Origin of the sequence: Tabrizicola oligotrophica, from assembly GCF_011008935.1 — a bacterium.
In the GTDB taxonomy this organism is placed as follows: domain Bacteria; phylum Pseudomonadota; class Alphaproteobacteria; order Rhodobacterales; family Rhodobacteraceae; genus Tabrizicola_A; species Tabrizicola_A oligotrophica.
This window is the reverse complement of record NZ_JAAIVJ010000003.1, coordinates 103,119-122,867: the sequence shown is the minus strand read 5'-3', so window position 1 is coordinate 122,867 and position 19,749 is coordinate 103,119. Positions and strand designations below refer to the sequence as shown.

At 65.4% G+C, this 19,749-nt stretch carries 21 protein-coding genes; 13 read left to right on the top strand and 8 right to left on the bottom strand.

The features are described 5' to 3' along the window. Positions 1 to 3: 3 nt before the first annotated feature. Complete coding sequence (locus tag G4Z14_RS07095) at positions 4 to 1,005, bottom strand: Hint domain-containing protein (protein WP_164624122.1); 1,002 nt, start codon at positions 1,003 to 1,005, stop codon at positions 4 to 6. A 300-nt stretch (positions 1,006 to 1,305) separates the two neighbouring features. Between G4Z14_RS07095 and dapE the strand changes: the two genes are divergently transcribed. The 5 genes from dapE to G4Z14_RS07070 all read left to right on the top strand — a co-directional run bounded on the left by dapE (position 1,306) and on the right by G4Z14_RS07070 (position 7,092). After that, positions 1,306 to 2,460 (top strand): succinyl-diaminopimelate desuccinylase, encoded by a 1,155-nt coding sequence (dapE, locus tag G4Z14_RS07090; protein WP_164624120.1) that lies wholly within the window; start codon positions 1,306 to 1,308, stop codon positions 2,458 to 2,460. Beyond that, the gene (locus G4Z14_RS07085) at positions 2,457 to 2,876 is read left to right on the top strand and encodes a GNAT family N-acetyltransferase (RefSeq protein ID WP_227751582.1); all 420 of its coding nucleotides are present in this window, start codon (positions 2,457 to 2,459) and stop codon (positions 2,874 to 2,876) included. Before dapE ends, G4Z14_RS07085 begins: the two co-directional genes overlap by 4 nt. Positions 2,877 to 3,030: 154 nt before the next feature. Continuing rightward, positions 3,031 to 5,283, top strand: coding sequence for a ribonuclease R (gene rnr / locus G4Z14_RS07080; RefSeq protein ID WP_164624118.1), 2,253 nt, complete (start codon positions 3,031 to 3,033; stop codon positions 5,281 to 5,283). Between the two features lie 35 nt (positions 5,284 to 5,318). Further along, the gene (locus tag G4Z14_RS07075; RefSeq protein ID WP_227751581.1) at positions 5,319 to 6,545 is read left to right on the top strand and encodes a lytic murein transglycosylase; all 1,227 of its coding nucleotides are present in this window, start codon (positions 5,319 to 5,321) and stop codon (positions 6,543 to 6,545) included. A 106-nt stretch (positions 6,546 to 6,651) separates the two neighbouring features. Further along, the gene (locus tag G4Z14_RS07070; protein ID WP_164624116.1) at positions 6,652 to 7,092 is read left to right on the top strand and encodes a c-type cytochrome; all 441 of its coding nucleotides are present in this window, start codon (positions 6,652 to 6,654) and stop codon (positions 7,090 to 7,092) included. 56 nt (positions 7,093 to 7,148) lie between these two features. On the opposite strand, the gene G4Z14_RS07065 is transcribed toward G4Z14_RS07070, so the two are convergent. Further along, positions 7,149 to 7,439 carry an I78 family peptidase inhibitor gene (locus G4Z14_RS07065; protein ID WP_164624115.1) on the bottom strand — a complete coding sequence of 97 codons (291 nt, stop codon included), beginning with the start codon at positions 7,437 to 7,439 and terminating at the stop codon, positions 7,149 to 7,151. A 15-nt stretch (positions 7,440 to 7,454) separates the two neighbouring features. Further along, positions 7,455 to 7,937 (bottom strand): I78 family peptidase inhibitor, encoded by a 483-nt coding sequence (locus G4Z14_RS07060; RefSeq protein WP_321573013.1) that lies wholly within the window; start codon positions 7,935 to 7,937, stop codon positions 7,455 to 7,457. On the opposite strand from G4Z14_RS07060, the gene G4Z14_RS07055 reads away from it, so the two are divergent. Both G4Z14_RS07055 and G4Z14_RS07050 read left to right on the top strand, forming a co-directional pair. Then, positions 7,930 to 9,066, top strand: coding sequence for an S-(hydroxymethyl)glutathione dehydrogenase/class III alcohol dehydrogenase (locus G4Z14_RS07055; RefSeq protein ID WP_164624113.1), 1,137 nt, complete (start codon positions 7,930 to 7,932; stop codon positions 9,064 to 9,066). The genes G4Z14_RS07060 and G4Z14_RS07055 overlap by 8 nt on opposite strands. A gap of 325 nt (positions 9,067 to 9,391) precedes the next feature. Next, a complete protein-coding gene (locus G4Z14_RS07050; RefSeq protein WP_164624111.1) occupies positions 9,392 to 10,156 on the top strand; it encodes an NYN domain-containing protein in 765 nt (254 codons plus the stop codon). 6 nt (positions 10,157 to 10,162) lie between these two features. On the opposite strand, the gene rlmN is transcribed toward G4Z14_RS07050, so the two are convergent. Together rlmN and G4Z14_RS07040 are read right to left on the bottom strand one after the other, a co-directional pair. Further along, positions 10,163 to 11,347, bottom strand: a complete 1,185-nt coding sequence (gene rlmN, locus G4Z14_RS07045) for a 23S rRNA (adenine(2503)-C(2))-methyltransferase RlmN (protein ID WP_164624692.1) — start codon at positions 11,345 to 11,347, stop codon at positions 10,163 to 10,165. A gap of 102 nt (positions 11,348 to 11,449) precedes the next feature. Further along, positions 11,450 to 11,968 carry an invasion associated locus B family protein gene (locus G4Z14_RS07040; protein ID WP_227751580.1) on the bottom strand — a complete coding sequence of 173 codons (519 nt, stop codon included), beginning with the start codon at positions 11,966 to 11,968 and terminating at the stop codon, positions 11,450 to 11,452. 170 nt (positions 11,969 to 12,138) lie between these two features. On the opposite strand from G4Z14_RS07040, the gene G4Z14_RS07035 reads away from it, so the two are divergent. Together G4Z14_RS07035 and G4Z14_RS07030 are read left to right on the top strand one after the other, a co-directional pair. Continuing rightward, on the top strand, positions 12,139 to 13,131 hold the full coding sequence (locus G4Z14_RS07035; protein ID WP_164624108.1) for an asparaginase: 993 nt from the start codon (positions 12,139 to 12,141) through the stop codon (positions 13,129 to 13,131). A gap of 48 nt (positions 13,132 to 13,179) precedes the next feature. Next, positions 13,180 to 13,512: a DUF2794 domain-containing protein gene (locus G4Z14_RS07030; protein WP_164624688.1), complete on the top strand. Its 333-nt coding sequence runs from the start codon at positions 13,180 to 13,182 to the stop codon at positions 13,510 to 13,512. Here the strand turns inward: G4Z14_RS07030 and G4Z14_RS07025 are convergent. The 3 genes from G4Z14_RS07025 to G4Z14_RS07015 are packed head-to-tail and all read right to left on the bottom strand — an operon-like array spanning position 13,509 to position 16,205. Next, positions 13,509 to 14,330 (bottom strand): C40 family peptidase, encoded by an 822-nt coding sequence (locus G4Z14_RS07025; RefSeq protein ID WP_164624106.1) that lies wholly within the window; start codon positions 14,328 to 14,330, stop codon positions 13,509 to 13,511. The genes G4Z14_RS07030 and G4Z14_RS07025 overlap by 4 nt on opposite strands. A 9-nt stretch (positions 14,331 to 14,339) precedes the next feature. After that, positions 14,340 to 15,761, bottom strand: coding sequence for a leucyl aminopeptidase family protein (locus G4Z14_RS07020; RefSeq protein WP_407703806.1), 1,422 nt, complete (start codon positions 15,759 to 15,761; stop codon positions 14,340 to 14,342). Positions 15,762 to 15,815: 54 nt separating this feature from the next. Next, positions 15,816 to 16,205: a hypothetical protein gene (locus G4Z14_RS07015; protein ID WP_227751579.1), complete on the bottom strand. Its 390-nt coding sequence runs from the start codon at positions 16,203 to 16,205 to the stop codon at positions 15,816 to 15,818. Positions 16,206 to 16,340: 135 nt separating this feature from the next. Here G4Z14_RS07015 and G4Z14_RS07010 point away from each other — a divergent pair, with 135 nt between their 5' ends. From G4Z14_RS07010 to nusA, 4 genes are all read left to right on the top strand, one after another. Further along, on the top strand, positions 16,341 to 16,991 hold the full coding sequence (locus G4Z14_RS07010) for a carbonic anhydrase (RefSeq protein ID WP_164624104.1): 651 nt from the start codon (positions 16,341 to 16,343) through the stop codon (positions 16,989 to 16,991). A 12-nt stretch (positions 16,992 to 17,003) separates the two neighbouring features. After that, positions 17,004 to 17,360 (top strand): cupin domain-containing protein, encoded by a 357-nt coding sequence (locus G4Z14_RS07005; RefSeq protein WP_164624102.1) that lies wholly within the window; start codon positions 17,004 to 17,006, stop codon positions 17,358 to 17,360. 152 nt (positions 17,361 to 17,512) lie between these two features. Beyond that, a complete protein-coding gene (rimP, locus tag G4Z14_RS07000) occupies positions 17,513 to 18,118 on the top strand; it encodes a ribosome maturation factor RimP (RefSeq protein WP_164624100.1) in 606 nt (201 codons plus the stop codon). A gap of 14 nt (positions 18,119 to 18,132) precedes the next feature. Continuing rightward, positions 18,133 to 19,740: a transcription termination factor NusA gene (gene nusA / locus G4Z14_RS06995; protein WP_164624098.1), complete on the top strand. Its 1,608-nt coding sequence runs from the start codon at positions 18,133 to 18,135 to the stop codon at positions 19,738 to 19,740. The last annotated feature ends 9 nt before the right edge of the window (positions 19,741 to 19,749 follow it).

Here is a 19,749-nt window from a genome sequence, read left to right as displayed (position 1 = left end):
GGCTCAGGCACTGCGCCTGACCCCGCCGGCCCGGCCCAGCATCGCCATCAGCGTCAGGGCTTCATAGGATTGCAGCACCCGGCGCGGCGCGGCATCGCCCGGACGCGCGGCCAGCAGGGCGCAGCCATCGGCCAGCAGAAGCGCGGGGTGATCGAATTCCAGCGCCAGAACCGAGGCGACGGCCCGGCGCCGCTCGGCCAGCGCGGTGCGCCCATCCACCAACGCCCCCGCTTCGACCAGCACTTCATCCTCGCTGAACAGGTATTCCACCTCGGCGCCTGACAGCGCCAACTTTTGGTCCGACGATACCAGAAGGTCATGGCTGGCCCCGAAAAACGGCGCGCGCAGGATCACCGGCGCAAAGGACCCGCACGCAGGCAAATCCAGCCGCCGCACACGCCTGAGCGGCAGCAGGCCGCCATCCGCCGTCGCAATCAGCTCGCCCGGGCGCAGATGCCCGGCCATGACCGGGCCACGCGCGGTCTCAACCGGCGTGCGCTGGCCGATCCAGGGCGCGCGGGCGGGCAGATCGGCGCCGCGCGTCAGCCCGAACCACAGCACTGCGCCATGACGCGCTGCCCGCGCCGGCCCCCGCGACAGCCCGTGCAGATCGGCACTGCGCAGGGCCAGCGGCCTTGTTCCCTGCGACACCAGGACCGGCGCGTCGGCAACGCCCAGCAACTCCAGCTTCATCTGCCAATGGTTCGCGGCAACGTCGAAATGCAGGCTCAACCTGCCGGTGGCACTCTGATAGGGCAGGGGGCCGGGCAGCGCGTGGCGGGCGACGACCTGGCCCTGGCGGTGGATCAGCACAATGCCGGCAAGCGGATCGTGAAACAGCGTGAAGGTGTGCGGCGTGGCGCCCGCTGTGTGGAAGTCCAAAAGCACGGCGGCCTCGGCAATGGGCAGGGCCAGTTCCACCACAAAGACGCCTGCCTGAATCGTCTGCGCCTCGTCTTCGGCAACCGGCGCACGGTCAGACAGGACCAGCCATGCCTCAGTCATGGCCCGCCCCAAGCCCCAGGCAAACCACCACCAGCCGCCAAAGCGACGCCCGGTTGGGTCGGAACATTGTCGATTTGCCTGCCATCTTTGCCCGTCTGCCGCACCGCACTGCGTGGCGCGGGTCTTGTTGTTCTGACCGCACCCTAATGCCTGATCCGGGGGCTGTCACCGCCTATCGGGGCCGCCGTCAAAGGCCCGACCAGAGGTTGCGCACAGGCCACAGAGTTGCGCGCCGCCCCGCTGTTGCACCACGGCCGATGCCGGGGTAAGCCGGAGGCTCAGATCCGACAAGGCCGCACCATGACCCACCATTCGCCCGTTGATCCCGCCGCGCTGACCGCCGCCCTGATCCGCTGCAACTCGGTCACGCCTGCCGAAGGTGGCGCGCTGGTGCTGCTGCAAGCGCTGCTCGAAGGCGCCGGCTTTGCCTGCACCCGCGTTGACCGCGGCGGCATTGCCAACCTCTTTGCCCGCTGGGGCGCCAAGGGCGCGAACAAGAGCTTCGGCTTCAACGGGCATACCGATGTGGTGCCGGTGGGCGATCTCGCGGCCTGGACGCGTGATCCCTTCGGCGCCGAAGTGGTGGAGGGCTGGATGTATGGGCGTGGCGCCACCGACATGAAATCCGGTGTCGCTGCCTTTGCCGCCGCCGCAGTGGATTTCGTCCGGCAAACACCGCCGGATGGCGCAGTCATCCTTGCGATCACCGGCGATGAGGAAGACGTGGCAACCGATGGCACGGTCGCGCTGCTCGACTGGATGGCGATGCAGGGCGAGCGGATGACGCATTGCCTTGTGGGAGAGCCGACCTGCCCGAACGAGATGGGCGAGATGATGAAGATCGGCCGCCGCGGCTCGATGACCTGCTGGTTCACCGCCGCCGGCGTGCAGGGTCATTCCGCCTATCCGCACCGGGCGAAGAACCCGATGTCGGCGCTGGTCAGGCTGATGGCCCGGCTGGAAGAAAAGCCGCTGGACCAAGGCACGGCGCATTTCGACCCCTCGACCCTTGCCATCACCACGATCGACTGCGGCAATCCGGCCACCAACGTGATCCCGGCCAAGGGTTCGGCCACGGTGAACATCCGCTTCAACGATCTGCACACGGGGGCAAGCCTGTCGGACTGGCTGCGCGGCCATGCCGCGGCGGTGCAGGCCGAAACCGGGGTGGAGATCACCTGCCGGATTTCCATTTCGGGCGAAAGCTTCCTGACCCCGCCGGGCGATTTCTCGGCACTGGTGGCGGGCGCGGTGCAGGCCGAAACCGGCCGTCTGCCCGAGCCTTCGACCTCGGGCGGCACCTCGGACGCGCGCTTCGTCAAGAACCACTGCCCGGTGGTGGAATTCGGCCTTGTCGGCCGCACCATGCATCAGGTCGATGAGCGGGTGGAGGTGGCGCAGATCCATCAGTTGAAGGCGATCTATTCCCGCATCCTGAACGACTATTTCGCATGATCGAGATCATCGAGACCCGCGACATCGCCACCTGCCGCACTCTGCGCCGCATTGTCTTCATCGAAGAACAGGGGGTGAGCGAGGCCGACGAGGTGGATGACAAGGATGACGAGGCCATCCACCTTCTGGCAATGCAGAATGGCCAGCCTGTCGGCACGGCCCGGCTGCTGGTGCAGTGCGGAACGGGCAAGGTGGGCCGGGTTTGCGTGCTGTCGGCAGCGCGCGGCACCGGGCTTGGCGCCGCCTTGATCCGCGCGGCGGTGGACCGCCTCCGCATGGTGCCCGGCGTGGAAAAGGTGAAACTCGGCGCGCAGACCCATGCACTTGGCTTTTACGAACGCCTTGGCTTTGCCGCCATCGGCGAGGAGTTCGACGACGCCGGCATCCCGCACCGCGACATGGTTCTGATGCTCTGACCCGCGCGCGGAAGACCCCCGACTTTCATACTGGTCCAAATATCCCCGCCGGAGGCTCCCCAAATTCGCCGACGGAGCCTCCGGCGGGGATATTTGAGCCAGCATGAAAGGGCTTGAGGTGGCCTTGGGTCGCCGGTCGTGCTAGGCAGGAGGGATGAAGCCAGTTCCGAACAAAGACCAGATCCGCCAGTGGATCGCCGAGAACCCCGGCCTCTCGGCCAAGCGTGACATTGCCAAGGCCTTTGGCATCAAGGGCGATGCCAAGATCGACCTCAAGCGCCTGTTGCGCGAGATGGAAGATGAGGGCGCGCTGGAGAAGAAGGCCCGCCGCTTCCGCGAACCGGGGTCCTTGCCACCGGTTGCCGTCCTGCAGGTACTGGCCCCGGACCGCTCGGGCGATCTGTTTGCTGTGCCGCTGGAAGAGGGCGTGGACAGCACCATCCGCATTCTGGTCGTGGCGCAGAAGGGCGACCCGGCTCTGGGGGCGGGCGACCGGATTCTGGGCCGGTTGACGGCCGTCAGCGCCGAAGGCCACGCTTATGAGGCCCGGCTGATCCGCAGGCTTGGCTCGAACCCGCTCAAAGTGCTGGGGATTTACCGCGAGGGGCATGAGGGCGGGCGGATCGTGCCGATCGACAAGGGGCAGGACAAGGAATGGCGGGTGGCGCGCGACGCAGCTGCCGGCGCGCGGGACGGTGAACTGGTGGAGGGCGAGGCGGTTGGAAACCGGCGCCTTGGTCTGCCACAGGCGCGCATCGTGGCGCGGCTGGGCGATCCGTCCGGCGCGCGGGCGGTCAGCCTGATTGCCATTCACCAGCACGGCATTCCCGACCAGTTCCCCGACGCGGTCATCGCCGAGGCCGACCGCGCCGCACCCGTCGGCCTGAAGGGCCGCGAGGACCTGCGCGACCTGCCGCTGGTCACCATCGACCCGATCGACGCCCGCGACCGCGACGATGCGGTCTACGCCATGGCCGATGACCAGCCCGGCAATCCGGGCGGCCATGTGATCTGGGTGGCCATCGCCGACGTGGCGCATTACGTCACCCCCGGCGCGGCGCTTGACCGCGAGGCGCGGCGGCGCGGCAATTCCACCTATTTCCCCGACCGTGTGGTGCCGATGCTGCCCGACATCCTGTCGGGCGATCTGTGCAGCCTGCATGAACATGTCGACCGCGCCTGTCTGGCGGTGCGAATGCGGATTGATGCCCATGGCAACAAGCTGTCGCATCGCTTCGTGCGCGGCTTGATGCGGTCGAAGGCCTCGCTGCATTACGGTCAGGTGCAGTCCGCCATCGACGGGCAGGCCGATGACAAGACCGCGCCCTTGCTGGAACCGGTCCTGAAGCCGCTCTATGCCGCCTATGCCGCGCTGGTGCAGGCCCGCGCTGCGCGCCAGCCGCTGGACCTTGATCTGCCCGAGCGCAAGATCGTGCTGGATGACGCGGGCAAGGTGACATCGGTCGCCTTCTACGAACGCTATGACGCGCACAAGCTGATCGAGGAGATGATGATCCTCGCCAATGTCGCCGCCGCCGAAGAGCTGGTGCGGCTGAAGCAGCCGCTCCTGTTCCGGGTGCATGAGGAACCCTCGCCCCTGAAACTCGACGCGCTGCGCGAGGTGGCCGAGGCGTCGGGCATGACGCTGGCCAAGGGGCAGATGTTGAAGACCGCCCACCTGAACCGGCTGCTGTCGCAGGCCCAGGGCACCGAGTTTGACGAGCTTATCAACCTGACCACGCTGCGCAGCATGACGCAGGCCTATTACAACCCGGAAAACTTCGGCCATTTCGGGCTGGCCTTGCGCAACTATGCGCATTTCACCTCGCCAATCCGGCGCTATTCCGATCTGATCGTGCATCGGGCGCTGATTGCCGGGCATCGCTGGGGCCAGGATGGCTTGTCTCCTTGGGATGTCGAGAATCTTGACGAAACGGCCAAGCTGATTTCCGAAGCCGAGCGCCGCAGCATGGCGGCCGAGCGCGACACCACCGACCGCTATCTGGCGGCCTATCTCGCCGACCGGGTGGGCAGCAGCTTTGCCGGACGCATTTCGGGGGTGCAGCGCTTCGGGCTTTTCGTGCGGCTGGACGAGACCGGGGCGGACGGGCTGATTCCGATCCGGGCCGTGGGGCGCGAATTCTTCCACTATGACGAGGCCAGCCAGACCCTGATGGGCGCCGATACCGGGCTGACCATCGGCATCGGGCAGCGGGTGGTGGTGAAGCTGTCCGAGGCGATCCCGGTGACGGGTGGGCTGGTGCTGGAATTGCTGGAGATCGAAGGCTCGGCGGTTCCGGCCGGCCGGTCGCGCAAGGGTGGGCGGTTCAGCCCGCGCAAACCGGGGGCGGCCAGCGCCAAGGCGTCGAAACTGGCGCGCAAGATCGTCCGCAAGCGCCGGGGCTGACGGTGGGTGCGCAGGCGGCAGGGCGGGCTGGTCTGTTGGTCCTGTGTCTGGCACTGGGCGGCCCGGCAGGCGCAGGCCCGCAGGACACCGAAGCGGCGATGAGCGAAACCATCGGGGAGGCGAAGTTGACTGAAGGCAGCGGCACGCAAGACGGGCTGAACCAGTGGTTGGCCGTCTTTCGGGAGCGCGCGCTGGCGGCGGGGATTTCCTCGGCCACGCTTGATGCGCTGCAGGGGGCGGAATACCTGCCGCAGGTCGTTTACAACGACCGCCACCAGAACGAGTTCACCAAGACAATCTGGGATTACCTCGACAAGGCGGTTTCCGATGACCGCATGGCGTCTGGCGTCAAGGCGCTGAAAGCCCGCGCGGACACCCTTGCCCGCATCGAGGCGACCTATGGCGTCGATGCCGAAGTCGTCGCCGCGGTCTGGGGGCTGGAAAGCGCCTATGGTGCGGTCAGGGGCGATGTGCCCACCCTGCACGCGCTGGCGACGCTGGCCTATGACGGGCGGCGCGGGGCGTTCTTTGAAGGCGAACTCATTGCGGCGCTGAAGATCGTGCAACTGGGCGATGCCACGGCGGAAACCCTGCGCGGGTCCTGGGCGGGGGCGATGGGGCACACGCAGTTCATGCCGTCAAGCTGGCACGCCTTTGCCGTCGATTTCACCGGCGACGGCAAGCGCGACATCTGGAGCGATGATCCGACGGATGCGCTGGCCTCGACCGCGGCGTATCTGGCCGGCAAGGGCTGGATCAGGGGGGCGCCATGGGGCGTGGAAATCACCCTGCCGCCGGGGTTCGACTATGACCTGACGACCGAGCGGGTGAAAAAGCCGGTCGCGGGCTGGCAGGCTATGGGGCTGCGCCTGGCCGACGGTGGCGATCTGCCCGACCATGGGCTGGCCTCGGTCCTCCTGCCGGGCGGGCACCGGGGCGCGGCCTTTCTGATCTTTCAGAATTTCCATGTGATTGAGAGCTACAACACCGCCGATGCCTATGTGATTGCCGTCGGCCATCTGGCCGACCGGCTGCAAGGCGGCGGTCCGATCCGGGCGCAATGGCCGCGCGAGGAGCGCGCCTTGAGCTTTGACGAACGGGTGTCCTTGCAGAGAAACCTGACGGCGCAGGGGTTCGACACCGGCGGGATCGACGCCAGAATGGGGCCGAAAACCGTGGCGGCGATCAAGGGTTTCCAGAAGGCGCGCGGGCTGGTGCCCGACGGGTTTCCCAGCCTTACCGTCTTGCAGGCGCTGCAATAAAGATTCCGTGAGCCTAAGGATTTCGGACCAAAGTCCGTATCTGCCGGTTTCCGATTGTGTCTAGCTTGCACAGGACATTTTCCCGATCCAGCCAACGGAGGGCCAGATGAAGATCTCTACCACGACGCTGCTTGTCAGCGCACTTTTGATGACGGGCGCCGCTTTCGCCGAGACCGAGGCGACCACCCCGGAAGCCATCGCACGCCAGGCGTTGATGAAATCCTTTGGCGGCGCGGCCAAGACCCTGGGCGGCATGGCGTCGGGCGAGGTGGCCTATGACGCCGCCGCCGCCGAAGCGGCCAAGCAAGTGCTGGTCGCAGGCGCGGCCACGATCGAGGCCAAGTTCACCGCCAAGGTCGAAGATGCCGGCAGCAAGGCCAAGCCCGAGATCTGGACCGGCTGGGAGGCCTTCCTTGGCAAGGCCAAGGCGCTGGGCGATGCGGCCGGGGCGCTGGATGTGGCGTCGGCCGAAAGCATCGGCGGGGGCATGGGCGGCGTCGGCGGCGCCTGCAAGGCCTGCCACACCGACTTCCGGCTTGCTGACTGAGCGGCTGAAACCCATCAGACAAGATTGGCCCCCGGATCGCTCCGGGGGCCTTTGTCTCAGCCGCAGCTGAGGCGCGAAATCTTGCCCGCGTCGTCAATCTCGATGTTCAGCCGGCTCTCGCTGTAATCCATCGTTACCGCCGTGCCGGGATGGATGATGCGTACGGGGCCGGCGAATTGCAGGGTCTGCAACTCGGATTCGGGTTGGCCCAGCAGATATTGCAGGTCGGAGGCCCCGCAAGCGTCGGCGGGCGGCACCTGCGGATCGATCATGCCGGGATCGGGCGGGGCTTCGCCAGCGGCACAGGCGGCAAAGACAAGCGGCAAGAGCAGGGCAAAGGCGCGCATCGGAAATCTCCTTTTTCAACCGCACATCAGCCGCAGGATGCGGCCGGCCACGTCCACCTCGGCATTCAGGCGGGATGGGTCGACTTCATTGGTAATCTCCTGCCCCGGCCAAAGCACGCGCAATGCGCCGGTCAGGCGGAAGTCGGCCAGCCGCGCCATGGGCTGGCCTGTCAGCTCGGGCAAGGCGGCAAGGCCGCAGCGATCCGGCTGGGGTGGCAGCATCTCGTCGACCGGCCCCATGCGCAGATCGCCGCCAAAGCCTGCACAGCCCGCCAGCAGGCACAGCAGCAGAGCGGGCCCGCGCCTCAATGACATGACAGCCGCAAACTGCCGAACCATGCGGCCGGGGTGCCGCATCGGGTGCGGGCCGAACGGCCGGAAATCGGGATAAATTTCGGGAGGATTGCCTTCATCGAATGTCGTTTCCAGCGTTGCAATTTCACCCGTTCTGGCACAGCCTGCGGGCGCTGATAAGGGGAGGAATTCCAAAATGCGCACCCGTGCCGCCGTTGCCGTTGCCGCAGGCAAACCGCTTGAAATCATGGAGGTGAACCTCGACGATCCGAAAGAGGGCGAGGTTCTGATCGAGATCAAGGCCACCGGCATCTGCCATACCGACGAGTTCACCCTGTCGGGTGCCGACCCCGAAGGCATCTTCCCCTCGATCCTTGGCCATGAGGGTGCGGGCGTGGTGGTGAAATGCGGCCCCGGCGTGAAATCGCTGAAGCCGGGCGATCATGTGATCCCGCTTTACACCCCGGAATGCCGCGAATGCCCGTCCTGCCTGTCGCGCAAGACCAACCTCTGCACCGCCATTCGCGCCACTCAGGGTCAGGGCCTGATGCCCGACGGCACCACGCGGTTTTCCATGCTGGATGGCACGCCGATCTATCACTACATGGGTTGCTCGACCTTCGCCCAGCACACCGTCATGCCGGAGATTGCGCTGGCCAAGGTGCGCGAGGACGCGCCCTTCGACAAGATCTGCTACATCGGCTGCGGCGTCACCACCGGCATCGGCGCGGTCCTGAACACCGCCAAGGTGGAGCATGACGCAACCGCCGTGGTCTTCGGTCTGGGCGGCATTGGCTTGAACGTCATTCAGGGCCTGAAGATGGCCGGTGCGCGGATGATCATCGGCGTTGACCTCAATGATGACAAAGAGGAATGGGGCCGCAAGTTCGGCATGACCCATTTCATCAACCCCAAGAAACTGGCCGAGGGCACCTCGGTCGTGCAAGCTATTGTCGATCTGACCAAGACGCCTTTCGACAAGATCGGCGGCGCGGACTATTCGTTCGACTGCACCGGCAACGTCAGGGTGATGCGCGACGCGCTGGAATGCACCCACCGCGGCTGGGGTCAGTCGATCATCATCGGCGTGGCACCCGCCGGGGCCACCATCGAAACCCGGCCCTTCCAGCTGGTTACCGGCCGGGTCTGGAAAGGCACCGCATTCGGCGGCGCACGCGGCCGGACGGATGTGCCGACGATCGTCGACTGGTATATGGACGGCAAGATCGAGATCGACTCGATGATCACCCACATCCTGCCTCTGGAACGCATCAACGAAGGCTTCGATCTGATGCACGCCGGCAAGTCGATTCGCGCGGTCGTGGTCTACTGATCCGGCCTCAGGGCGCAGCAGGGCCGGGGGGAAACCCCCGGCCCTTGCCATTTTTCTTCGTTCAAGATGTGGTCACGGCCGATGAACCTGCCGCCAAAGGCCCCGGGAAAGCGCGCTGGCCGCGATTGACAATCCACCCCGGCAAGTGTTGCCTTTGCCGGCAAGAAACTGGGGGGCCGAGGCGGTCATGCTTTCCTACGGACAGGCGATCAACACCTTCCGCGCCACCGTTATGTCACTCCGGGCACGGGGCTTGCCTATGTCGATTTTCTGGTATGGTGATGCCGGCTGGTTCATTTCCGCCCCAATAATCGAGGTTTCCTGAATGGCCCGCGATGGCGCCAAACTTCTGGCAGTTCTGATCGACGCCGACAACGTGCTGGCCCGCCATGCCGAGGCGATCCTGAAGGAAATCAGCACCATCGGCGAACCGGCCCTGCGCCGGGTCTATGGTGACTGGTCCAGCTCGCGGCTGAGCGGCTGGAAGTCGACGGCTCGCGATCTGGGGTTGGTGATGCATCAGCAATCGGCCAACACCACGGGCAAGAATGCCAGCGACATCGGGCTGGTAATCGACGCGATGGACATCCTGCATGCCGGCAAGTTCGACGGTTTCGTGCTGGTCAGTTCCGACAGCGATTTCACGAGGCTGGCCAGCCGTATCCGCGAGGAAGGGCTGGAGGTGGTGGGCATCGGCGAGGCCAAGACGCCGGAGAGCCTGCGCAAGGTCTGCAACCGGTTCATCCTGATCGAAAACATCCTGAGCGAAGCGGAAACCGAGCCCGCCAGCACGCCGGCCCCGCGACCGGCAGTTGCGGCGGCCAAGATCGAAGACCCCAGCCCGCCCCCGCCGGTCAAGAAGCCGATGACCGAAGCGATTCCGCTGATCTTCAAGGCGATGAAGAACATCGATCCGGATGCCGAGTGGTATCATCTTGGCCAGCTTGGGCAGTACATGGTGCGGGCCGACCCGGATTTCGACTCACGCACCTATGGCGCGACGAAATTGTCTGACCTTATCAAGGGCCTGCCCAAGCGGTTTGAAGTGAAGAAGGAAGGCAATATCTGGATGGTCCGCGACATTGCCTGACCGGGCTTAACCGGCCTTCGTCTCCGCCTCGATCTGCGCCCGGCTTTTGCGGGCGCGTTCGGTGGCGGATTTCAACTGTCCGCAGGCGGCCATGATGTCCTCGCCGCGCGGGGTGCGGATCGGGGTGGCATAGCCGGCCTTGTAGATGATGTCGGCAAAGGCGTGGATACGGTTGCCGGACGAGCGTTTGTAGGGGGCGCCGGGCCATTCGTTGAACGGGATCAGGTTCACCTTGGCCGGAATGCCTTCCAGAAGCTTCACCAGCCGGTGCGCATCTTCTTTGGTATCATTCACGCCATCCAGCATCACATATTCGAAGGTGATCCGTTCCGAATTGGACAGGTTCGGATACTCTTTCAACGCCGCCAGCAGCGTCTGAATGTTCCAGCGCTTGTTGATTGGCACCAGCACATCGCGCACCTCGTCGGTGGTGGCGTGGAAGCTGACGGCCAGCTGGCAGCCGATCTCGGTCGCGGTGCGGGCAATTTCCGGCACCACACCGCTGGTGGACAGCGTGATGCGGCGGCGGCCAAGGGCGATGCCCTCGTTGTCCATCACTACCTTCATCGCGTCGCGGACATTCTCGAAATTGTAAAGTGGCTCGCCCATGCCCATCAGGACGATGTTCGACACCAGCCGCACCTCTTCCTTCGGCGCGCCCGGCACCGGCCATTCGTCCAGATCATCGCGCGCCAGCATCACCTGCCCGACGATCTCGGCCGCAGTCAGGTTGCGCACCAGTTTCTGCGTGCCGGTATGACAGAAGGAACAGGTCAGCGTGCAGCCGACCTGGCTGGAAATGCACAGCGTCCCGCGGTCGGTTTCGGGGATATAGACCACCTCCACCTCATGCCCGCCGGCGATGCGCACCAGATACTTGCGCGTGCCATCTTCGGAAATCAGCCGCGTCACCACCTCCGGCACTTCCAGCACGAAGTTGTCGGCCAGAAGCGCGCGGTAATCCTTGGCGAGGTTGGTCATGCGGTCGAACTCGCGCACGCCCCAGTGATAGACCCATTGCCAGACCTGCCCGACCCGCATCTTGGCCTGCTTTTCCGGCGTGCCGGCCGCGATCAGCGCGGCGCGCATCTGGTCGCGAGTCATGCCGACAAGGTTTTGCTTCCCGCCTTCGGGCGATTTGCGCGGCAGGGTCAGCACGTCTTGGGTGATAGGCGCGGTGGCGTCGGTCATGGCAGATTCCAGAATGGGCAGATTGGGCATATAGGGCATCTGCCGCAAAAACAAAAGCGCCCCGACCTTGCGGCGGGGCGCCCGGCACTTTGCGCAGGAAAATCAGCCGCAGCGCTTGGCGGCTTCTTCCATGGCGGCGGTGAAACCGCGCAGGCTGAACGTGTCCTTGGTCTGGGTGCCCTTGCCCGACTTTGCGGTCAGAACCGCCGTCGTGCCCTTTTTCAGCGCCGCCAGAATGGCCGCGTCATCATCCTTGGTGCCCGGCCAGGCCCATTCGCCATCGGTGATCAGCTCATAGGCGGTGCCATCGACGTCCAGCCCGACGGTGGAGCCGCCCGCAAAGGGATAGCCGCCCGAGAAGGAAATCTCGCCGGCAACGCCGGGGCGGAAGGTGACAAACAAGAGGATGTCGCCGCGGCGCACCTGAACCGGCTGGCCGTCACGGGTGTTCACGGTTTCCTTGGGGCTGGAGACGCCCCAGCATTCCTTGGGGTCCTCTTCGGCAAAGACGCTCCAATCGGTCATCGTCGCCACCCGATTGCTCGATTCCTGCGCCTGGGCCATGGTGGACCCAAAAGCAAGGCTCGCCACCAGAAGGGTGCGGGTCATCCAGCTTGCCATGTCTACAGCCTCCAAGCTGCGGTTGCCTCTGCCCTGCCAAGCCGGCTTGATCGCGCGGTTTTTCCTGTGGCGTGGGGCCGTTACACTCGATATCCCATGCATAGCCGAAAATGACCAATCCGCGAAAGCCCCTTGGGCATAAAATCGCGCATCCGTGACGGGAGGGGATGATGGGCAAAGCTGTCGAGATGGTGGAACTGTGGCGTGGCGGGCTTCTGGAAAGCACGCATCGCGGCCATGCTGTCCTGTGTGACGAGGCCGGGCAGATCGTGCAGGCCTGGGGCGACCCGGACCGCATCATCTTTCCACGTTCGTCGTGCAAGATGATCCAGGCGCTGCCGCTGGTCGAGAGCGGGGCGGCCGATGCCTTTGGCCTGAGCGAGGCGCATCTGGCGCTGGCTTGCGCCAGCCATCAGGGCGCGGCGCTGCATGTGAACATGGCGCGCGACTGGCTGAAGGATCTTGGTCTGGGCGAGCCCGATCTGCGCTGCGGTAGCCACGAGCCCTATGACCGGGTCGAGCGCGACCGGCTGATCTGCGACCACGAAGGGCCGTGCCAGCTGCACAACAACTGCTCGGGCAAGCATTCGGGCTTTCTGACCTTCGTCAAGCACCAGAAGGCCGGGCCGGAATACGTGGAGCTGGACCACCCGCTGCAAAAGGCGATCCGCGCCGCGACCGAAGACGTCACCGGCGAGACCGCCGCGGGTTATGGCATCGACGGCTGCTCGGCCCCGAATTTCGCCATGTCGATCGCGGGTCTGGCGCGCGGGATGGCGAAATTCGCCTCCTCCGACGGGACCGGAGCGCGGGGCCGCGCCATGCAGCGCCTGACCCGCGCCATGGCCGCCCATCCCGAACTGGTGGCGGGTGAGGGCCGGGCCTGCACCGAACTGATGCGCGCCATGGGCGGACGGGTGTCGATCAAGACCGGGGCCGAGGCGGTGTTTGTGGCGATCATGCCCGAGAAGAAGCTGGGGCTGGCCCTGAAGATCGAAGACGGCAATGTGCGGGCCTCCGAGGCAGCCCTGGTCGGCATCCTGTCGCAGCTTGGGGTTCTGGATGCGGCGCATCCGATGGCCCAAAAGCGCCTGCCGGCGCCGCAGATCAACTGCCGGGGTTTCACCACGGGTGAATTGCGCTTGTCCGAGGGCTTTGTGTAAGCGCGTCGACGGGCTTGATTCGTGACAGGGCTCAGGTACAGTTTTGTCATGAACGCGCCGGTGCCCTTCCCGCACTCTTCCGCCGAGGTGGTCAGCTTTGACCGCGCCGAGCTTGGTGCCATCCTGTCGCTTTATGGTCGCATGGTCGCCGCCGGGGAGTGGCGCGACTATGCGATGTCGTTCCTGCCCGAGGTGGCCGAATTCTCGGTGTTCCGCCGCACCGCCGAGGTGCCGCTGTACCGCATCGAAAAGCGCCCGAAGCTGCGGACCCGACAAGGGATCTATGCCGTTCTGGGCGGCGAGGGTCAGGTCTTGCGGCGCGGTCATGATCTGGCGGCGGCGCTGCGGGTGCTGGAAAAGCCGCTGCGGCCGATCGACTAGAGCACGCGGCGGCGGTGTCTGACGGGCCGCCCTTCCTGAGCCTGAATGCGGTCGATGCAGGCCTGAATACCCTCATGGGCCACGGACATCGTATGGCCGTTGGCATGGATCAGCCGTGTCTCGTCGACGACAAGCGCGACATGGCCTTTCCAGAAGATCAGGTCGCCGCGTCTCAGGGCGGCGTCCGGCGTGATCTCGGTCCCTGCGCTTTCCTGCAAGTCGCTGTCGCCGGGAAGGCTGATGCCGCAGGCCCAGAACGCCAGTTGCACCAGACCCGAGCAATCGATCCCGCCGCGCGAATTTCCGCCCCAGAGATAGGGCGTGCCCAAAAGGCTTTCGGCCACCGCCACCGGATCGGCAAGCCAGTCGCCAAGCGGGCGCAAATGGCAGGCGGGCAAGAAGCCTTGGGTGGTTTCCAGCCATTTGCCGTGGTTTGCGGTGATGGCCACCTGCGCGCCCAGCGACAGCGCGCAGACCTCGGGTGCCTGTATCCTGGCTTCGGGATAAAGATGGGTGCCGGGGGTGCTGACCCAATGGCTGGGCACCGGATCGCGGGACAGGGCCGCGTCGGCCAGCCAGCCGCAGTAACCATCCTTGCCGGCAAAGCCGAAGGCGTGTCCCTCGTTGCGGTCGATGACGGTGAAGGGTTCCCCCTGCAGAAGCTGGCGCTCGCGCGGGCCATGCGGGCTGCGCAACAGGTCGGCGACGGGCTGGGCGACGCGCATGGGCGTGCCGTCGGTATAGACGGGAACCTCCACCCGACCTTTCAGCGAGATATGCGCGATGCGCGGAGTGGCGGGGATAAGACGACGGTCCATCGGTGCGCCTCAGAGCTTCAGGCCAAGGATGGCGGGCAAGGCGCCAAGGATGGCTCGGGCGCCCTGACCCGCGCCGCCCTTGGGACGGGCGGGCAATTCGGCGGGGGTGTGGCCGTAGATGTCGAAATGCATGTAGCGCGGGCCTTCGACAAAGCGGCGCAGGAACAGCGCGGCGGTGACGGAGCCGGCAAATCCCCAACCCGGCGCGTTGTCGAGATCGGCGATGCCAGGCTCGATGATATGCTCGTAAGGCGTCCAGAAGGGCAGCCGCCAGACCGGATCGAAACCCTGCTTTGCCCCGGTTTCCAGCGCCTGCGCCATGTCGTCGTCATCGCAGTAATAGGGCGCGAGATCGGGCCCAACCGCGACCCGCGCCGCCCCGGTCAGGGTGGCCATGGAGATCACCGCGTCGGTCGGGGTTTCGCAGGCATAGGCCAGCGCGTCGGCCAGAACCAGCCGCCCTTCGGCATCGGTGTCATTGACCTCGACCGTCAGGCCCTTGCGGCTGGTCAGGATGTCCTTTGGTCGTTGGGCATTGCCGGCGATGACGTTTTCCACCGCCGGAACCAGCACGCGCAGGCGCAGCGGCAGGCCAAGCCGCATGATCATATGGGCCAGCCCCATCACGGTTGCCGCCCCGCCCATGTCCTTCTTCATCAAGAGCATGCCGGAGGAGGGCTTGATGTTCAGCCCGCCGGTGTCGAAACACACGCCCTTGCCGACCAGCGTCAGATGCGGACCGGTGCTGCCCCAGGCCAGTTCCAGAAGCCGCGGCGCGCGGCTGGAAGCGCGACCGACCGCGTGGATCATCGGGAAGTTCTGCGCCAGAAGTTCTTCGCCGCGAACGATCCGGGTCGTGGCGCCAAAGGTCTCGGCCAGCGTCAGGAAGGCGGCTTCCAGCTCGGCCGGACCCATGTCGAGCGCGGGGGTGTTGATAAGGTCGCGCGTCAGGAATTCACCCTCGGCCATGGCGACAAGGCGGGCTGCATCAACGCCGCCGGGCGCCTTGAGCCGCGCGGGTTCGGTCGGCGCCTTGCCGGGGCGGTAGCGGTCAAAGCGGTAAGATTGCAGCAGAAAGGCCAGCGCCGCCTCGGTCTTGTCCTGCGCGGACATCTCGCCCTCCAGATGCCACTCGCCCGGTGGCAGGGCGGCTGCGGCCTTCGCCAGATGGAACCGGCCGCGGGCGCGGGACTTGGGCGTGCCAGCCCCGGCCACCGCGGCGCGCAGGGAGCCATCCTCGGCCGGGATCAGCCGCAGATCGCCTGCCGTGGCCTCGAAACCGGTGGCCTGCAGCCACGCGGCGGCGGGGTCGGGCAGGGCCGACAGGAAACTGGCCAGCCCCTCGGGCGACACGACATGCAAGGGGCGTGACGGGGCGTCCGGTGCGGCAAAGGCGGGAAAAGGCATGGCATCCTGCGGATCTGGGAACATGGCGCGAAGCCTAACCCATCCCGCGCGGCCCGCAAGAGTGCCCGGTGCGGCGCCCTAGCTGAAGGTCTGATCCAGCAGCGCCTTGTCCGGTGCCAGAGAGCGCTCTGCCACCCGCACCAGCCGCGCCCATACCGCGGAAAAGGCGGTGACGTCCCCGCGGTCAAGGCAGGTGCGGACGTCGCCGGCCACAAGGCCAAGGCTGACCATGCCCAGATTTTCCGACATGCGCTGCAAGCGCCGCAGCTGCCGGGCCAGATCCTGCAGCTCTCTTTCGCGCACCTGTGCCGCCAGACCCGCCATGGTGAGCGCCAACTCTCCCAAGGCGCGGGTCACGACCTGTTCGGCGGAAGAGGTTCCCAGATTGCGGTAGATCGTGGCAATGGGTTCGGAATCCTGCCGGACCCGTTCCTTGACCGGCAAGGCCACAACATTTTCGCGCGACATGACACACCCTTTCAGCAACACCCGTTGCCATCCTTGCGCGTCGTGCTGAAGAAAAGGTTCATCCGGCCGGAAAAAGCCTCTCGCATTTTCTGCGAATGCAGCCTAACGGAAGGAAACCTCAGAAGGATGCCGACGATGACCGTCACCGCCCGCCCCCTTCCCGCCTATCTCGTCAGCCGCTTCAATGGCTGGCGCGCGACCAGCTATCAGGACAACAAGGCCTGGTATCGCCGCCTTGCCGAAAGCGGCCAGCACCCGCGCGCCATGGTGATTTCCTGTTGCGACAGCCGCGTGCATGTCACTTCGATCTTCGGGGCCGATGAGGGCGAGTTCTTCATCCACCGCAATATCGCCAACCTTGTGCCGCCCCATAACCCGGACGGCGAACGGCACGGCACCTCGGCGGCGGTGGAATATGCGGTCACCTCGCTGGGGGTCGCGCATATCATCGTTCTGGGCCATTCCGGCTGTGGCGGGGTCAAGGGTTGCCATGACATGTGTTCGGGTCATTCGCCGCAACTGGAAGAAAAGACCAGTTTCGTCGGACGCTGGCTGGATATTCTGAAGCCCGGCTACGAACGTGTCGCCACGCTGCCGCAAGACCAGATTCTGCGGGCGCTGGAAAAGCAGGCGGTGCTGGTGTCGCTGGAAAACCTGATGACCTTCCCCTTTGTCATGGATGCGGTGGCCGATGACCGGCTGACGCTGCACGGGCTTTGGAACAACATCGGTGAGGGCGAGCTGGAGCAATATGACCCCGCCCGCGGCGGTTTCGTCGCCATCTGAAAGGGTCGCCCCATGATACCCGATTTTGCCAGCCACCTTGCGCTTGCCCAGATGGACATCGGCCCCTTCGCGCCGAAGCCGACTTCGTTCGAGGGCGACCAGCAGGAGGCGGCGGTCGAGCTTTGGGCCTCGCCCGATGGCCGGATCAGCCTTGGCGTCTGGGAATGCACGCCGGGGCGGTTCACCGCCGATCGCAGCGCCTCCACCGAGTTCTGCCACTTCCTGTCGGGCCGGATCGAGATGACGCACGAGGACGGCCGCGTTCAGGCCTTTGGTCCGGGCGATGCGATTACACTGCCGCAGGGCTGGAAGGGCATCTGGCGCGTGGTCGAGCGGGTGCGGAAGATCTATGTCATCACGCAGGGCTGAGGCCGGGCACTGCGCATCGGGCCGGCGCATTTCCCTTGCAGATTCGGTTTATCGGACCTATATGGCCTTCAACAGCGGTTTCGGGGTCCACACCTGAGGCTACCGAAAGTCACGGCGGGCCTGTGGGCCCGTTTTTTGTTTCTGGGATATGCATGTCCGATCTGATCGCTAAAACTGCCATGGACCGCCGTCTGGCCGATATCGTTCAGCCCGTCATCGAAGGGCTGGGGTTCGAGCTGGTGCGCATCCGCCTGATGGGCGGGGCGACGCGCACGCTGCAGATCATGGCCGACAAGCCCGAAGGCGGGATCGAGGTCGACCACTGCGGCGACATCTCCACCGCGGTTTCCGCCGTGCTGGATGTCGAGGACCCGATTGAAGAGAATTATGTGCTGGAGGTTTCCTCCCCCGGCATCGACCGGCCGCTGACCCGTCTGAAAGATTTCGAGATGTGGAAGGGCTGGGAGGCGCGCGTCGAGACGACCGAGCTGATCGACGGCCGCCGCCGCTTCAAGGGCACGCTTGCGGGCGTGGAAGGCGAGGAAGTGCTGATCGCGCTGGATGAGGGCAAGGAGACCGTCGTCATCGGGCTGCAGTTCGACTGGCTCTCCGACGCCAAGCTGATTCTCACCGACGAGCTGATCACCGAAATGTTGCGCCAGAAGAAGGCGTCGGGCGTGATCGACGAATCGCAGTTCGACGAGATTGACGAAACCGAGGGTGACGAGGACGACACCCTGGATGATACCAAACACTAAGCCGGGAGAGACCCATGGCGATTACGTCTGCCAACCAGCTTGAACTTCTGCAAACCGCCGAGGCGGTGGCGCGCGAGAAGATGATCGACCCGGATCTGGTGATCCAGGCGATGGAAGACAGCCTCGCCCGGGCCGCCAAGTCGCGTTACGGCGCCGACATGGACATTCGGGTGAAGATCGACCGCAAGACCGGCCGCGCCACCTTTGCCCGCATCCGCACCGTGGTTGAGGATGAGCTGGTGGAGAATCACCATGCGCAACTGACCGTCAAGCAGGCCAAGTCCTACCTCAAGGATCCGCAGATCGGCGACGAGGTGATCGACGAGGTTCCCCCCGTTGATCTGGGCCGCATCGCCGCGCAATCGGCCAAGCAGGTGATTCTGCAGAAGGTCCGCGAAGCCGAGCGTGACCGCCAGTATGAAGAATTCAAGGACCGCAAGGGCTCGATCATCAACGGTCAGGTCAAGCGCGAGGAATACGGCAACGTCATCGTCGACATCGGCCGTGGCGAAGCCATCCTGCGCCGCAACGAGAAGATCGGCCGCGAGGCTTACCGGCCCGGCGACCGCATCCGCTGCTACATCAAGGACGTGCGCCGCGAACCGCGCGGCCCGCAGGTCTTCCTGTCGCGCACCGATCCGCAGTTCATGGCAGAGCTGTTCAAGATGGAAGTGCCGGAAATCTATGACGGCATCATCGAGATCAAGGCCGTGGCCCGGGATCCCGGCTCGCGCGCCAAGATCGCCGTCATCTCCTATGACAACTCCATCGACCCGGTCGGCGCCTGCGTCGGTATGCGCGGCAGCCGGGTGCAGGCTGTGGTGAACGAGCTTCAGGGTGAAAAGATCGACATCATTCCGTGGAATGGCGATCAGGCGACCTTCCTGGTGAACGCGCTGCAGCCGGCCGAGGTGTCGAAGGTCGTGATCGACGAGGAAGCCGGCAAGATCGAGGTCGTGGTGCCGGATGAGCAGCTGTCGCTGGCCATTGGCCGCCGGGGCCAGAACGTGCGTCTGGCCAGCCAGCTCACGGGTCTTGATATTGATATCATGACGGAATCCGACGAATCGACCCGCCGTCAGGCCGAGTTCGCCGAGCGCACCAAGCTGTTCATGGACACGCTGGACGTCGACGAGATGATGGCGCAGCTTCTGGTTGCCGAAGGCTTCACCAACCTTGAGGAGGTCGCCTACGTCGAGGAGGACGAGCTGCTGTCGATCGACGGTTTCGACGAAGGCACGGCGGCCGAACTTCAGGCCCGCGCCCGCGACTATCTGGAAGAGCAGGCCCGCAAGGCGCTGGAAGCAGCCCGCGCCATGGGGGTCGAGGAGAGCCTTGTCAACTTCGAAGGCCTGACCCCGCAGATGCTCGAGGCGCTGGCCAAGGACGGCATCAAGACGCTGGAAGACTTCGCCACCTGCGCCGACTGGGAACTGGCCGGCGGCTGGACTACCGAGAACGGCCAGCGCAAGAAGGACGAAGGCGTGCTGGAGAAGTTCGACGTCTCGCTGGAAGAAGCGCAGACCATGGTCATGACCGCCCGCGTCATGCTGGGCTGGGTTGACCCGACCGAGATGGAAACCGCCGACGAGGGCGAAGCCGACGAGGAGGCCGAGGCCTGATTTCAGGCC

Excerpts from the sequence above, each read along its gene's own strand:
- G4Z14_RS07030 (WP_164624688.1), top strand. The coding sequence starts at position 13,180 with ATGAACGCGCCGGTGCCCTTCCCGCACTCTTCCGCCGAGGTGGTCAGC.
- G4Z14_RS07050 (WP_164624111.1), top strand. The coding sequence starts at position 9,392 with ATGGCCCGCGATGGCGCCAAACTTCTGGCAGTTCTGATCGACGCCGAC.
- G4Z14_RS07095 (WP_164624122.1), bottom strand. The coding sequence starts at position 1,005 with ATGACTGAGGCATGGCTGGTCCTGTCTGACCGTGCGCCGGTTGCCGAA.
- G4Z14_RS07065 (WP_164624115.1), bottom strand. The coding sequence starts at position 7,439 with ATGCGCGCCTTTGCCCTGCTCTTGCCGCTTGTCTTTGCCGCCTGTGCC.
- G4Z14_RS07085 (WP_227751582.1), top strand. The coding sequence starts at position 2,457 with ATGATCGAGATCATCGAGACCCGCGACATCGCCACCTGCCGCACTCTG.
- G4Z14_RS07025 (WP_164624106.1), bottom strand. The coding sequence starts at position 14,330 with ATGGACCGTCGTCTTATCCCCGCCACTCCGCGCATCGCGCATATCTCG.
- G4Z14_RS07005 (WP_164624102.1), top strand. The coding sequence starts at position 17,004 with ATGATACCCGATTTTGCCAGCCACCTTGCGCTTGCCCAGATGGACATC.
- dapE (WP_164624120.1), top strand. The coding sequence starts at position 1,306 with ATGACCCACCATTCGCCCGTTGATCCCGCCGCGCTGACCGCCGCCCTG.
- G4Z14_RS07035 (WP_164624108.1), top strand. The coding sequence starts at position 12,139 with ATGGGCAAAGCTGTCGAGATGGTGGAACTGTGGCGTGGCGGGCTTCTG.
- G4Z14_RS07015 (WP_227751579.1), bottom strand. The coding sequence starts at position 16,205 with ATGTCGCGCGAAAATGTTGTGGCCTTGCCGGTCAAGGAACGGGTCCGG.
- G4Z14_RS07070 (WP_164624116.1), top strand. The coding sequence starts at position 6,652 with ATGAAGATCTCTACCACGACGCTGCTTGTCAGCGCACTTTTGATGACG.
- rlmN (WP_164624692.1), bottom strand. The coding sequence starts at position 11,347 with ATGACCGACGCCACCGCGCCTATCACCCAAGACGTGCTGACCCTGCCG.
- G4Z14_RS07010 (WP_164624104.1), top strand. The coding sequence starts at position 16,341 with ATGACCGTCACCGCCCGCCCCCTTCCCGCCTATCTCGTCAGCCGCTTC.
- G4Z14_RS07040 (WP_227751580.1), bottom strand. The coding sequence starts at position 11,968 with ATGGCAAGCTGGATGACCCGCACCCTTCTGGTGGCGAGCCTTGCTTTT.
- nusA (WP_164624098.1), top strand. The coding sequence starts at position 18,133 with ATGGCGATTACGTCTGCCAACCAGCTTGAACTTCTGCAAACCGCCGAG.
- rnr (WP_164624118.1), top strand. The coding sequence starts at position 3,031 with ATGAAGCCAGTTCCGAACAAAGACCAGATCCGCCAGTGGATCGCCGAG.
- G4Z14_RS07055 (WP_164624113.1), top strand. The coding sequence starts at position 7,930 with ATGCGCACCCGTGCCGCCGTTGCCGTTGCCGCAGGCAAACCGCTTGAA.
- G4Z14_RS07020 (WP_407703806.1), bottom strand. The coding sequence starts at position 15,761 with ATGTTCCCAGATCCGCAGGATGCCATGCCTTTTCCCGCCTTTGCCGCA.
- rimP (WP_164624100.1), top strand. The coding sequence starts at position 17,513 with ATGTCCGATCTGATCGCTAAAACTGCCATGGACCGCCGTCTGGCCGAT.